The organism is Mucilaginibacter achroorhodeus, from assembly GCF_007846095.1.
Taxonomy (GTDB): Bacteria; Bacteroidota; Bacteroidia; order Sphingobacteriales; family Sphingobacteriaceae; genus Mucilaginibacter; species Mucilaginibacter achroorhodeus.
The window spans coordinates 481833-495388 of the sequence record NZ_VOEI01000001.1 but is presented as its reverse complement, the minus strand read 5'-3'; the positions used below and the strand labels follow the sequence as shown (position 1 = coordinate 495388).

13 protein-coding genes are annotated in these 13556 nt (G+C 42.5%); 7 read left to right on the top strand and 6 right to left on the bottom strand.

Features of this window, described 5'->3' with window-relative positions:
* Positions 1 to 30: 30 nt before the first annotated feature.
* The 3 genes from FPZ42_RS02285 (at position 31) to FPZ42_RS02275 (ending at position 3231) form a co-directional block, all read left to right on the top strand.
* Entirely contained in the window at positions 31 to 1380 is a 1350-nt protein-coding gene (locus FPZ42_RS02285; protein ID WP_146268872.1) for a Gfo/Idh/MocA family protein, read from the top strand.
* Between the two features lie 200 nt (positions 1381 to 1580).
* Positions 1581 to 2435, top strand: coding sequence for a helix-turn-helix domain-containing protein (locus FPZ42_RS02280; RefSeq protein ID WP_146268871.1), 855 nt, complete (start codon positions 1581 to 1583; stop codon positions 2433 to 2435).
* A gap of 79 nt (positions 2436 to 2514) precedes the next feature.
* The gene (locus tag FPZ42_RS02275; protein ID WP_146268870.1) at positions 2515 to 3231 is read left to right on the top strand and encodes an SIP domain-containing protein; all 717 of its coding nucleotides are present in this window, start codon (positions 2515 to 2517) and stop codon (positions 3229 to 3231) included.
* 20 nt (positions 3232 to 3251) lie between these two features.
* On the opposite strand, the gene FPZ42_RS02270 is transcribed toward FPZ42_RS02275, so the two are convergent.
* Positions 3252 to 3722, bottom strand: coding sequence for a hypothetical protein (locus FPZ42_RS02270; RefSeq protein ID WP_146268869.1), 471 nt, complete (start codon positions 3720 to 3722; stop codon positions 3252 to 3254).
* A 58-nt stretch (positions 3723 to 3780) separates the two neighbouring features.
* Between FPZ42_RS02270 and FPZ42_RS02265 the strand changes: the two genes are divergently transcribed.
* The gene (locus tag FPZ42_RS02265) at positions 3781 to 4560 is read left to right on the top strand and encodes a DUF72 domain-containing protein (RefSeq protein ID WP_261382208.1); all 780 of its coding nucleotides are present in this window, start codon (positions 3781 to 3783) and stop codon (positions 4558 to 4560) included.
* A 57-nt stretch (positions 4561 to 4617) separates the two neighbouring features.
* Here FPZ42_RS02265 and FPZ42_RS02260 read toward each other — a convergent pair whose 3' ends face one another.
* Both FPZ42_RS02260 and FPZ42_RS02255 read right to left on the bottom strand, forming a co-directional pair.
* Positions 4618 to 5358 (bottom strand): SDR family oxidoreductase, encoded by a 741-nt coding sequence (locus FPZ42_RS02260; protein ID WP_146268867.1) that lies wholly within the window; start codon positions 5356 to 5358, stop codon positions 4618 to 4620.
* A gap of 67 nt (positions 5359 to 5425) precedes the next feature.
* On the bottom strand, positions 5426 to 6013 hold the full coding sequence (locus FPZ42_RS02255) for a TetR/AcrR family transcriptional regulator (protein ID WP_146268866.1): 588 nt from the start codon (positions 6011 to 6013) through the stop codon (positions 5426 to 5428).
* 153 nt (positions 6014 to 6166) lie between these two features.
* On the opposite strand from FPZ42_RS02255, the gene FPZ42_RS02250 reads away from it, so the two are divergent.
* Positions 6167 to 6853 (top strand): hypothetical protein, encoded by a 687-nt coding sequence (locus FPZ42_RS02250; protein WP_146268865.1) that lies wholly within the window; start codon positions 6167 to 6169, stop codon positions 6851 to 6853.
* A 54-nt stretch (positions 6854 to 6907) separates the two neighbouring features.
* Here the strand turns inward: FPZ42_RS02250 and FPZ42_RS02245 are convergent, their stop codons facing one another.
* Positions 6908 to 7894 carry a hypothetical protein gene (locus FPZ42_RS02245; RefSeq protein ID WP_146268864.1) on the bottom strand — a complete coding sequence of 329 codons (987 nt, stop codon included), beginning with the start codon at positions 7892 to 7894 and terminating at the stop codon, positions 6908 to 6910.
* Between the two features lie 75 nt (positions 7895 to 7969).
* On the opposite strand from FPZ42_RS02245, the gene FPZ42_RS02240 reads away from it, so the two are divergent.
* A complete protein-coding gene (locus tag FPZ42_RS02240) occupies positions 7970 to 8422 on the top strand; it encodes a hypothetical protein (protein ID WP_146268863.1) in 453 nt (150 codons plus the stop codon).
* Between the two features lie 9 nt (positions 8423 to 8431).
* Here FPZ42_RS02240 and FPZ42_RS02235 read toward each other — a convergent pair whose 3' ends face one another.
* Together FPZ42_RS02235 and FPZ42_RS02230 are read right to left on the bottom strand one after the other, a co-directional pair.
* Positions 8432 to 10855, bottom strand: a complete 2424-nt coding sequence (locus FPZ42_RS02235; RefSeq protein WP_146268862.1) for an AsmA family protein — start codon at positions 10853 to 10855, stop codon at positions 8432 to 8434.
* A gap of 103 nt (positions 10856 to 10958) precedes the next feature.
* On the bottom strand, positions 10959 to 11168 hold the full coding sequence (locus FPZ42_RS02230; RefSeq protein WP_146268861.1) for a hypothetical protein: 210 nt from the start codon (positions 11166 to 11168) through the stop codon (positions 10959 to 10961).
* Positions 11169 to 11330: 162 nt separating this feature from the next.
* Between FPZ42_RS02230 and FPZ42_RS02225 the strand changes: the two genes are divergently transcribed.
* Positions 11331 to 13511: a TonB-dependent receptor gene (locus FPZ42_RS02225; RefSeq protein ID WP_146268860.1), complete on the top strand. Its 2181-nt coding sequence runs from the start codon at positions 11331 to 11333 to the stop codon at positions 13509 to 13511.
* Positions 13512 to 13556: the final 45 nt, after the last annotated feature.

Genomic DNA, 13556 nt, shown 5'->3' with positions numbered 1-13556 from the left:
TAAAATCAACAATCAATAAATTTGAAAATTATGGACCGCAGAGAATTTGTTAAGAACACCGCTGTAGGAATTGCAGGATTAACCATTTTGCCCTCGGGGTTGTTATTTGCAAAAAATGCAGATAAGGTAAGATTGGGTTACATAGGGGTTGGGCTACGTGGCCGTAACCACATTAGCGAGGGTTTGCTGCGCGATGACGTAGAGATAGTAGCCATTTGCGATATACAGGAAAGTTCGCTAAAATACTGCCGCGAGCAATTTGTTAAGGCAAAAAAGAAACTCCCAACTGAATATACCGGCGGGTTAGATGCTTATAAAAAACTGCTGGCCCGTAAGGATGTTGATGCTGTAATTATCGCCACACCGTGGCAGTTCCATAAAAGCCAGGCTATTGATGCCATGCGCGCGGGCAAATACGTAGGTTGCGAGGTTATTGCCGGTATTTCGGTTGAAGACCACTGGGATATCCTGAAAGTACACGAAGAAACCAAAATGCCTTACATGACGCTGGAGAACGTTTGTTACCGCCGTGATGTGATGGCTGTTTTAAACATGGTACGCCAGAACCTGTTTGGCGAATTGGTGCACTGCGAGGGCGGTTACCAGCACGATCTGCGCGGTATCCTCTTTAACGATGGTAAAAGCTTTTACGGCAAGGGCGGCGAGTTTGGCCCGGGCACGATGGGCGAATCGGCATGGCGTACGCAGTGGAACATTGACCGTGATGGCGATATATATCCTACCCACGGTGCCGGCCCTGTAATGCACTACCTGGATATCAATGCAGGTAACCGTTTTACTAACCTGGTATCATTCTCAAGCAAGTCGGTTGGGTTGAATCATTATATCGAGAAGGTATCGCCGGGAAATAAAAATGCCAAGATCAAATTCAAAAATGGCGATGTTACCACCACCATGATCAATTGTGCTAATGGTGAAACCGTTACCTTAAGCCATGACGTGCATTTGCCTCGCCCTTACTCATTGGGTTTCCGCGTGCAAGGCACTGAGGGTATCTGGATGGATGTGGCTAACTCGATCTATATTGAAGGGAAATCGGCCAAGGATGATGTATGGGACAAAGCTGATGCATGGCTTGAAAAATATGACCACCCGCTTTGGAAAAAGAACGAGCACCTGGCAGAAGGTGCAGGCCACGGTGGTATGGACTGGTTTGTGTTTAACGCTTTTGTAATGGCTGTAAAAGAGCGCAAGCAAACCCCAATTGATGTTTATGATTCATTAACCATGAGCGTGATAACACCGCTTTCAGAAAAATCATTAAAAGAAGGCAACGCACCACAACAATTCCCTGATTTTACCAAAGGCAAATGGAAAGAGCGCAAAAATACTTTCGCTTTGGATGATAGCGGGTTTTAAATAGGGTTGCAGGCACAGTTATGCCGTTTTAAACATGTCATTACGAGTCTTCGATGAAATAGAAGGTGCGGAAATCTTGTAACAATTTTGATTTTCCTGCCTATGAGATTGCTTCGTTCCTCGCAATGACATGTTTTTTATGTCTTATTTGATATCCTTGCTGATATACGGTAGTGCAAATCGTTACATTTGCTTTACCCATGAAAGACATCCCACTACATCAACTGAAAGAGCGGGCTACTACCGGCCTGGAGATGTGGCGTTATTATGCCGGCGATATGGACGACGACGACCAGGCGCCGCTGGGAGCTCACCGGGATGATCATTATATATTTTTTTTGATCGAGGAAGGTTCGGCATCACTGATGATCGATTTTACTGAAGTCGTGTTTCATCACCAAACGCTGTATTATGTTTTGCCCGGCCAGGTACATCAGAGTTTAGGCTACAACGAGGCTCGTGGATGGTTCATAGCGGTAGACACCATGCTTGTGCCGCCAGATTACCGAAAAGTTTTTGAGGGCAGCCTTGCTTTACAGCAGCCTCATGCACTCAACAATGATCAGATGCAACAGTGCCGTAGTTTGCTTGAAGTATTGCTGCAGCGTTGTCAGGAAAAGGACAGTGTTCCTTTTAATCTTTCGGTGACGCATTCTTTGCTCCAGGCATTTATAGGAATGGTTGCCGGTTGTTATAGCTGTGCTGCTAACCCAATTGTACAGTCAACGCGACCCATGGAAATTGTGCAACAGTTTAAGCGTGTATTGATAGATAATATCCATACAATAAAAAGCCCGTCTGCATATGCCGATATGCTGCGCGTATCTGAAAGTTACCTTAACGAATCTTTAAAGAAGGTTACCGGCATGTCTGTTAGTTACTGGATTTTGAACGAGGTTGTACTGGAAGCTAAGCGTTTATTATACTATAGCGAATTAAATGTTAAGGAAATAGCCCATAAATTGGGCTATGATGATCATACCTATTTCTCTCGTATCTTTAAAAAATCGGAAAACATTACACCATTATCGTTCAGGGCTTCTTACCGTAAATAATCCAATCATTACCGCGGGTTTGCCATTGATGACGACTGCTTTTACACGTTTCTTTGTATCAAAGCAAAACACCCACGTTATGGAAACGTCTACTTTTCAAAAATTTAAGCAGAAGGCGGGCAGTCTGCTTGAGCCACGCATATTACAAACTGGCCGGGTGCTGGAGGTAAGGCCATGGTCACCTTCAACCATGATAGAGATAGACCTTCATCTTCCATTTACCGATATGGAAAATTGGCAGCAGGTACCATACATCAAATTTAAGGTTGATTCGCTGACCTATCGCGATTACACGCCATCCGGGTGGGATGCAGAAACAAGTACCTGCACCATTTTTGTTGATGCACTTCACAATGGCCCCGGCGCAAAATGGGCCCGGGGGTTAAAGGCTAACGATACGGTAAATTATTTTAAAAAGATAGGATACACGCAGCACCAACCAGATCAAACCTCAGCGGTTATTGCCCTTGGCGACGAAAGCAGCGTTGGCCATTTGCTGGCGTTACAAAAGATGGTATTACCGCATACCCGTTTTTCAGGCGGTATAGTGATGGGTAATGAGGAACACCGGAAACAATTCCACGAATATTTTTGGACGCCGATAGAGCCTGTTGAGCGCCGGGATATTTACGGTCATCACAGTTTGATGGAATGGGTATTAAGGCAAAAGTATAGCCTGGAAAATACCATTTTTTACCTCGCCGGAAATAATACCATGGTAGGGCAATTGCGTAAATTGCTTAAACAGCAAGGCTATCCATCATCTCAAATTAAGACACAAGGTTTTTGGTCTTAAAAGAACATACGTTAAGCAGGTTATTTCTGCTTAACGTATGTTTCAATTATTTCGTGGTTGATGTTGAGGCTGTCAATTTTTTCGATGCCTTTTTGTATCAGCGTATCACCTTTAAATTTTACCGTGAAGTCAAAATCCTTACCCTCCCAGTCGCGGGCATTCAGGTAGGCTAAATGTTCGGTATATTTATCGCCCTTAAAATCATAAGTACCGCCGCCCGCTGTGTAAGTGGCGTCTTTTCCCTTGCCTTTGCTAAGATCATGGCGCATAAAAGCAAAATGAGTATCATTTAAAACTTTGATCATTTCCTGGTTGGCTACCGGGTAATCTTTAACGGTATCACCCTTGGTAACTGTAATGGCCGATACAAGTTTCCAGGTGCCCAACATTGGCGACGCCGATTTTATTTCTTTATCAGCAGAGTCAGCAGGTTTTTGCGTGCATGATGCTAATGCCAGGGCAGCCAGCGGTAGCAGGTTTTTAACTTTCATGAGATTGAGGTTTTGTTGATTTAGCACTAATATAGGTGCAACAATAGTAAATGCAAGCATGTTAACCTTTAGTATGCAAAATAGCGTTTACCAATTACCAGACAATTTTTACTCAGGGACAAGCGGACTGGTGTTGCCCGTGCCCAATAAGCAGGCTTACCCTCCCGAGTTTCGGGATAGCTCGCGCTTAACTTACTACGGCTCTCTGTTCAATAGCCTCGAGATCAACAGTTCATTCTACAAATTGCCAATGGTATCAACCGTAAAGAAATGGACGGAAGAAGTCCCTGCTGATTTCAGGTTTACTTACAAGTTGCTGCGCGACATTACACACAACAAAGAGTTGTTGTTTGAACCAGATGTTGTGTCCCGGTTTCTGCAGGTAGTGGATGCCGCCGGTGATAAAAAAGGGAGCTTGCTGATCCAGTTTCCGGGGAAAACGGATATTGGCTCTCTAAGGCAACTGCAGAAATTGCTGGTCAATATTGGAGATGCGGAATGGGATTTAGCTGTTGAATTCCGCAACAAGAGTTGGTTTCATGAAGATGTTTACCGACTGCTTGATGAGTACAAAGCCGCAATGGTGATACAGGACATGCCGAAGGCCATAACACCAATGATAGATTCGCCGGCTGATTTTGTTTACCTGCGGTTCCATGGGCCAAACGGCGGTTATCGCGGCAGTTACAGCGAGGCGTTTCTACAGGAACATGCCCAACTGATCGCCGAATGGTTAAGTGATGGTAAACGCGTTTACTGTTACTTTAACAACACGGCCGGAGAAGCAGTGCATAATCTGATCACGCTTAACAGCATGGTTGCAGAAGCAACCGGATGAAAAAGCAATGCCCGGTGCAACTTACACCGGGCAAAGCAATCAACATATCTTATATAATTACCATGGCAGTTGTTCGCCCAAATGGTAGAAACCACCATTAGGGCCATCTTCGCCGATAAGTGCTAATTCCACGCTTGTTTTGGCGCCGTCGACAATTTCCATAGGTGCTACATCAGTACCACCGAGTTCGGTTTTTACCCAACCCGGGTGTGCAGAGTTCACATTGATGTTGGTATCTGCCAGTTCAATAGCTAAGTGGTTGGTAAACATATTTAAAGCGGCCTTAGATGCATCGTACGATAATACCTTGATCGCTTCTATCGGGCTATTTGGTTGAGAATGCATTGTTAACGATCCTAAAATGCTTGATAGGTTTACAATACGGCCTGCATCACTCTTTTTAAGCAGCGGCAATAACGCATTGGTTAAATAAACCTGAGCGAAGAAGTTGGTTTGAAAAATGTATTCAAATTCTTCTTCGGTAGTTTCTACAGTTGTTTTTACAAACAACGAACGTTTTGGTGCAACACCTGCATTATTGATAAGGATATCCAGCTTGCCGAATTTATCTTCTATATAAGCGGCTAAAGCTTTTCTATCGTCTGCACTGGTCACTTCAAGTTTGGCCCCGTAAGCGTCTATTCCTTGTTGCTTTAATTTCTCGGCCGATTCGTTTGCCACATCAAGGTTGCGGGCGGTAAGGATAACGGTTATGCCCTTCTCGCCAAGTTGTTTTGCAGTTTCAAAGCCTATGCCTCTGTTTGCACCTGTTATAAGTGCTACTTTTTGATTTTTCATTGTTGTATGGAGTTTTATTTAAGTTTATCTTTTTTAGACCGTTCGGTCTTTTTTATTTGAAAAAAAATTAAATGGTATGAGCAGTTATCTCATCTTTGAGCATTTTACTTATCTTTTTCATTGCCATGTTATCGTCTGCAACCTTGGCCATTAGCATCCCACCCTCAAGCATGGCAAACATCTTTACAGCAAAATCCTCTATTTGCCAATCGCTTTTAAATTCATTGTTGGCTTGCCCGCAGGCTAATATGCTACTGAGCAATGCCTGCGAATCTTTGATACCCTTGTTTACCCGTTCTTTAATTGCGGGGTTGGTATCATCAGCCTCCGAACCAAAGTTAAGCATCGGGCAGCCGCCTTCTATAATAGGCTTATCAACCCTGGCAAAGTGATCTATAAAATAGAACAGCTTTTCTCTTGCTGTTTTCTTTCTGTTTAAGCCGGAGGAAATACTATCGCTCATTGTTTTTAAGCAGTAGTCAACAACCGCGCATGAAAGCTCTTCCTTACTTTCAAAGTGGCCGTACAAACCGCCCTTTGCCATCTTGGTGACCTGCATAACATCGCTCATGGCTGTTCCAGCCACCCCTTTGGTATTAAATACCGGGGCCGATTGCTCGATAATGAATTGCCTTGTGCGTTCTGCCTTTGTCACTGATGATTTATTTGCTGGTTCAAATGTAGACCGTTCGGTCTATTTTGGCAAGAGCTGTTTTTACAAATGTTAATGTAATGACAATTGTTACAAACTGCGACTTAAACCATTGGCGCAGTTGTGGGGTCATATCACCAAAAAAACAGAAAAAAGATGAAAAAGATATTTTTAATGTTAGCGTTTGTTGCCGGCATAGGTGTTGCGGCAAATGCACAGACCAAAGTAACCAAGACCCCAGAACAGCGCGCACAACACAGGGCTGCAGCATTATCTAAAAAGCTTAATCTTACGGCAGATCAATCTGCTAAAGTAAACGCCATATTTGCCAAGCAGGCATCGCAAATGGATAGCCTTAAAGCCAATAAAACAGGCGACCGCAAGGCTAATTTTGCAGCCCGCAAAGCAATATTTGCCAATACCGATACCAATTTGAAAAGCGTTTTGACCCCAGATCAGCAAAATGCTTATGCTAATTTAAAAACTGAGATGAAGGGCAAATTTGCCGGCAGGCACCATGGCGCTAAAACACCCGGCGAAAAAGCTCAGCGTTTAACAGGTGTATTAACTAAAAAGTTATCGCTAAGTGCAGACCAATCTGCTAAAGTGAATACCATTTTGTTGCAAAGCGCCACACAAATGGATAGCCTTAAAGCTAACAAACCTGCAGACTACAAAGCAGCAAGGGCCTCACGTAAAGCAATATTGACTAATGCTGATGCTCAGTTAAAAACAGTATTTACTGCAGAACAGCAAAAAAACTATGCTGACCTGAAAGCAAAGATGATAGAAAAAATGAAAGCAAAAAGAGGTGCTAAAGCTGCAACTCCAAACGCAGGATAATTTTGATTGACGGATAAGTGAGTGGGTAGGCAGCGATAAGCTGCCTGCCCTTTTTTATAATCCTTTCACCTTCATATCGTAATGTTCGCGAACGGCATTTTGTGAAGGCATCTCGTTATAAGCGGAGTAAACAATATAGGGGCTATTCTTTTCCACACCCGGTAAAAGTGTATTTATCGTTTTCCTGATCTCGGCATTTTCCCATTCAACAGCATTTACATCTTTTAGATTCTTTTTAGTGATGTAGCAAATATTGGGGAAAGTACCATCATTAAAGGTAGTGTGATACAAGCGGATAATGGTTGGAGCCCCATCTACAGATGTTAATTTCAAAGGGAATTTATAACCTTCATTTACTTTGTTAATCACTTCACCTGCAAAACTGTACATTTCTGCTTCGCTATCATATTGCCAGGCGTTATTGGGCCTTGAGCAGCTTTGCAGTAATTGTAAGGTATTTGCAGCGGCAAAAAGGTTTTGTGCACGGTATGCCAATTTAGCTTGCTGATACAACTCGGGTGCTGTTTTGCCATTGATGGTATAAGGGGCAACATCAACATCTTTTATTTTCCATCCATAATTATAGTGGCCGTAAATAAGCGTTATCATGGATTGATTAGGCGTTCTGCTCTTGGGCAGAAAGGTAGCTATGTACATCTCCTGCGGGTCGCCGTTGTAGATCAATTTATATGAATTGATGCCATTTGCCACTTTAATTGTATCGCTATCAATATATTTATTGATCACGTAAAAATCATCGGCAAGTTTAAAACTATCTTTACGGGTGGTGCCGTAAAGTTGGGAAAACAACTTGTTGCTGTAGTTATCCTTCAGCAGTTCATTTGTAAGATAACTGCCAAATTTCTTGACGTCGTTTTCGCTGACAGTTTTAAAAACTGCGTCGTTTAATTCGTGCAGTTCTTCGCGCTCGCTCTTGGCAATTTTATCGTTTTTCCAAACGCCTATCTCCTGGCTGCAGCTCTGCAAAACTAATATTGAGGCAATGCTTAATAGTTTAAAAAGGTTTAGGGTACTTTTCATACAACGAATATAATAAAAGTAAACCTATGGTTACATCGAGCATAAACCTTAAGCTATTTTATATCTTTGGCGGTTATGGTATCAAAAGAAAGCATATTTAAACTGTTTGCATCCGTTGTAGTGGTAACCGTTATTGCAGCTTGCAGTAACGAAGAAAAGAAAAAGCCTGCGGCCGACAGCACAGCCATGGCTAAATCAAATACCGTGGTAACCATGCACGCAGATACCGGCCACCTGGTAGGAGCCTGGCACGATGAAGCCATTAAAACTGAGGACGGTAAAGACATTGCCTACGAAGTGATAAGCAAAGGCAATAAAGTATATATCCAGGCGATAACATTTACAGGTAAGAGCCTTACCCTTAATGATGCGCCGCCTATCACGTCGTCGGCATCTGAAATTAAAAAAGATGGTGATAAATACGTAGGTGTAAACTCACCAACCGAAGTTTACAAGGTAGATAAAACCGGCAACCTGCTCATCTACGATGGCGAAACGTTAGTAGCGGTTTGTAAAAAGATATTGTAAGCAGAAAGCTTACTTATGATTCTTATTCCAGCCGATTTTTATTTTGCCGTCTTCTTCATGAGCTCGTACGTGTACTACAATACCTTTAAAGCGTTTCTTACGGCGTTCTTCAGAGTCGGTTATTTTAAAGTCGTCTTTTGGGTTGCGTAATGGGATATCAAGCGCAATATTAGTGCCGCGCGTTAAACCGTAAACACCCTCCACATCCACATTCAGTACGCTTGAGCTTACTTCCATCGGTTTAATGGTTATCATATCACCGTTTACAATAAAATGCGCGTCAAGTTTTGGTATCTGGATATTCTTCAGATCACGGAAAGGAAATACAAACTTACCTACACCCTGCAAAGGTTGAAAGTTTAGCAAAGCAGCATCGCGCAGGCTCACATCCAGATTGCCATTTAAAGAGCGGGGCACCAGGTTACCTGCATCGGTAACACTGCCGCTGATATTTGTTTTCGCCGATAAATATCCTTTCAAGTTATCGGCGGTGAAATCTTTGAGTGCAAAATTATTAAAGGCTCTAAAAAACTCAGGCATATTCACATTGCTTACCACGGTGTTAACGGCGAAGCGGTTAAGTTTATCGCCCTGGGTCACCCTGCCGTTCATTTTTAGTGTTCCACCGGCATGTTTAACACCCACGTTTTGTATCAGTATGCCATTCTCTGTCGTCAGCAGATCTGCGTGAGCATCGGTAGCCATAAATTTTTTGTAGTATACTTTGTTGATCTGCATGTGCATTTCGGCCCTGCCTTTTTCCAGTACATTGCCCAATTGATCGATAAAGTTGCCGCTATTGCCCCGGCTTTTTGTTTTAGGCGCAGTCTTACGCTCGCTAAGGAAACCCATAAACTCACCCAGATACAAGGCTGGGCTATGTATTTGCCATGTAAGCAATATTTTCTCGGGAGCGTCATAATACAGATTCAGAAAGTTATTTACCCTACCCTCCATATTCACTACGCTTTTACCGCTTTGCAGGTGAATATTCTTTAAGATCAGATCATCTTTTACAAAGTTCAGCGAGAAAGATGTATTAGTAAGCTTAAGCCCTCGTGGCAAATAATACAGATCGGTATTTTTAAGATTGATAGAACCGTTTACAAAGGGCTTGTTGATTTTATAGTCAACCACATCAGCACGGTAACGCAGATTGATATCTGCAGTGCCACCGCTAAACTTAGCCACATTATCTTCCAGGAACCAGTTAAGGTCTGCTGCAGGGAAATTAGAGCGGAAATTACCGGTAGCCACCGGCTTTTCAAGATTAAGCACACTACCGGTATCGATAGTAAAAGGCAGGTGATTGTAAGTCCCCGTGAATTTGGTTAGCTTAATTACAGAGTTGGCATCACTAATTTCTTTGTTTTTGGCATATTGGTTAGTAAATACACCGCTGAAGTTACAGTTATCAATGATCCCTCCGGGGATGGTAAGCTTGTTATCTTTAACCTTAGCTGTTACATACAATAGGGGATCGGACCCGCCACCAAAGCTGCCGTTTATTGCTGCTGTAACATCAATGGGCTTATCCAGGTTGAACATGTTAAGTGAGGTTTGAATGTTGGCTGCCAATAAGTTTGAGGCGTGTTTCCACAAGAGCTGGTTGGCTACAAGATTGATGGTAAATGTTGTAGGCTCTTTTTTGGTACGGAATACGGCATTTACAATAAACGGATCTCCGCCGATATTTAAAGGCGTTACCTTAACACTGATGATCCCTTTATCCTCATTATATCCGGCAGAGAAATTTCCGTTAAGCTTTTTATTTTTGATGAAGCTGCCCTTTTTAGTATTGAAAGCCATGCTTTTTGCCAGAACGTCCAGGTGGAAATTGGCTCGCCAGCCGCTATCCGGGTAGGCCATGTTGCCTTTCAGATCATTAATGCTGAAATTGAAAAGCTTGTTGTCTTTACGGTTATCAACGGTAAAGTTAACATCATCAAAGCTGAAGTTTTTCAGCTGCGTAGCCGAACTGCTTTCGCTCTTGTTATCTTTTACTTGTTTATTATCTTTTTTAAATACCGCTGTATTACTGTAGCCTGTACTGTCGGTAAAAAGGTCTATGTCTGCATCGCTTATGGCGATATGGTTAATATCGATGGTGCCTTTAAAAAGCGATAGCGTATTCAGCGATACGTTAAAACTTTTAGCATTAAGCAGCGTGTGTTTATGCTTTTCAAATTGTTTATCGCGTACCAATACATTTTGCAGGGTGATGGAAACATTAGGCAATCCGCGAAAGAAATTAGGTTTCATATCGCCAATAACCAGCGTGCCGTCAACGCTTTTGCTTAGCTGCTCATTCACCATTTTTAACACCTTGGCCTTATTGAACGAGATGTAAACAGTAGCACCAACAATGATCAGCACAAACAGCAATACCACGCCCCCTACAATCTTAAGCGATATTTTTAACCATTTTGGCATATGAGGAATTTACTGATAAAGCTTAAATACATGATTTTGTTTGTTTTGAGTGATTGTGCTTAATAGCAGATGAGAATAAAAACTGTTAAATGAGTTAAAACTATTAAGTTTGAGCCGTGAAATTTCTGTGCATCTTGTTTTCAGTCATTGTTTTGTTTTTATCAGTACGGCCATGCTGCGCAGATAAAGACTGTGACTTTAAAGCTGACAGCAAAACAGAACGTTCGGCCGGCAAGGATAAATGCCCCGGATGTTCACCATTTTTTTCCTGTAGTAATTGTGCCGGGTTTGTTGTTGGCAAAAGGATGTTCATGCCATATTTTTCTTTGCAACAACATTTAAAAAAGGATTATCTGCCCTATAAACAGCCGGCAGTTAAAGAAGTAACCCTTGCCATTTGGCAGCCTCCTCAATTAGGTTAGTTTACATTGAGCCCGCACCGGGCAATTCTTTACTAACTTAATCATCAAATTTCATGAAAAAATCACTTGCGTTGCTTGTAGCATTGTTATGCCATTATGCCGCGTTTTCTCAAAATACATATACCGTTTTTATTAAAGATGCAGAAACTAAAAAGCCTTTGCCGGGCGCTGCAGTCGCCATTGTTGGAACAACAATAGGTGCAATGGCTGATACTTCCGGAAAAGCCTATCTCAGTAACATATCAAGTGGACTGCAAATTGTTCAGTATAGTTACGTAGGATATATCACCCGCCGTGATACGCTTACTTTTCCTTTAGACATCAGTAAAACCTTTACAGTATTACTTAAACAAAACGATGAAGGTAATGAATTGGAAGAGGTAACCGTAGCTGCCACGCGCAGCAGCCGCACCATTGCAAATATACCCACCAGGGTTGAAGTGATAAGTGGAGAGGAACTGGACGAAAAAGGAAATATGAAACCGGGCGATATTAGAATGTTGCTGGCAGAAAGTACCGGTATACAAACCCAGCAAACCTCTGCCACCAGCGGTAATTCCAGCATTCGCATACAGGGTTTGGATGGTAAATACACCCAGATCATCCGCGATGGTTTCCCCCTATACTCCGGTTTTGCCGGAGGTTTGGGCCTGCTGCAAATTGCACCATTGGATCTTAAGCAGGTAGAGGTGATTAAAGGATCGGCGTCTACCTTGTATGGCGGCGGCGCTATAGCAGGCTTAGTGAACCTGGTGTCAAAAACACCAACAGATAAACGGCAACTTAACTTTCTATTGAATGGGACATCAGCCGGAGGTTTGGATCTAAGCGGCTTTTACGGGCAAAAGTTTCTAAAAACGGGGGTTACCGTTTATGCAGCTTACAACCACGGCTCCCCTTATGATCCTGCGGGGATAGATCTTTCGGCAATTCCTAAGTTTAACCGGTATACGCTTAATCCTAAAATCTATTTCTACCTAACGCCTAAAGCAACATTGGATTTTGGCGTTAATGCCACCGTTGAAAAACGAATAGGTGGGGATATGCACTATATTGAAGGTAATGGAAGTACGCAGCATTCTTATTTCGAAGCAAACAATACCGAACGTTACGCAACTACTGCAAAGTACGCGCTGCAGATAGATAGCACACACAAATTTACGGTGAAAAACAGTGTGGGATTGTTTAACCGTAAAATACAATTGCCCGATTATATATTTTCCGGCAAGCAGTTATCTACTTACAGCGAGGCCAATTACCTTATCAATCATTCCAAAACCGAATGGATCTTTGGGCTAAACTATATCACAGATAAGTTTGAAGAAAATAGGGAGACATCGTTCCCGCTACGTAATTACGATCATCAGATAATTGGCGGTTTCGTGCAAAATACATGGGATATCAGCCCCCGTGTAATTTTAGAAACGGGTTTGCGAGGCGATCATCACAATCAATATGGCTTTATGTTTTTACCGAGGATCTCTGCGTTATGGAAAATATCAGACAAGATATCTACCCGTTTAGGCGGAGGTTTGGGTTACAAGGCACCAAATGTATTTACCGAAGATGCAGAGCGCATACAATTCAGGAACGTATTGCCTATGGATGCATCCCTGGCAAAGGCCGAGCGTTCGCTTGGGGTAAATCTTGACGCTAATTATCGGACCGGTATATTTGACGAGCAGGTAAGTTTTAGCATCAATCAACTGTTTTTTTACACACGAATAAATAACCCTATTCTTTTAGCATCACTGCCCAACGGCAACCTGCAATATCAGCAACCGCGCGGAGACCTGAATACCAAGGGTACAGAAACCAATCTGAAATTTGGCTACCGTAATTTTAAGCTCTACATCGGTTACACTTACGCAGATGTAACCCAGCATACTTTAAATACTGTTAGCGTGTACCCATTGGTGAGTAAACACCGGTTAAACAATGTGCTTTTTTACGAAATTGAAGATAGTTGGAAAATAGGCGCCGAGGCTTATTATTTTAGTCCGCAAAGGCTTAATGATGGCACAACAGGGCGGGCCTATTGGACCACCGGACTCATGGTCGAAAAAATATGGAAACGTTTATCCGTTTTTGTAAATTTTGAAAATCTTACCGATACGCGGCAAACCAAATTTGGGCCTATTTACACCGGCAGTATAACTAATCCGGTATTTAAAGACATCTATGCGCCACTTGATGGCTTTGTAGCCAATGGAGGTATTAAATTGAAGTTGTAAAGACTCTTTATATTGCCGCTTAGGAGCGGAGAGGGGTGAGTAACC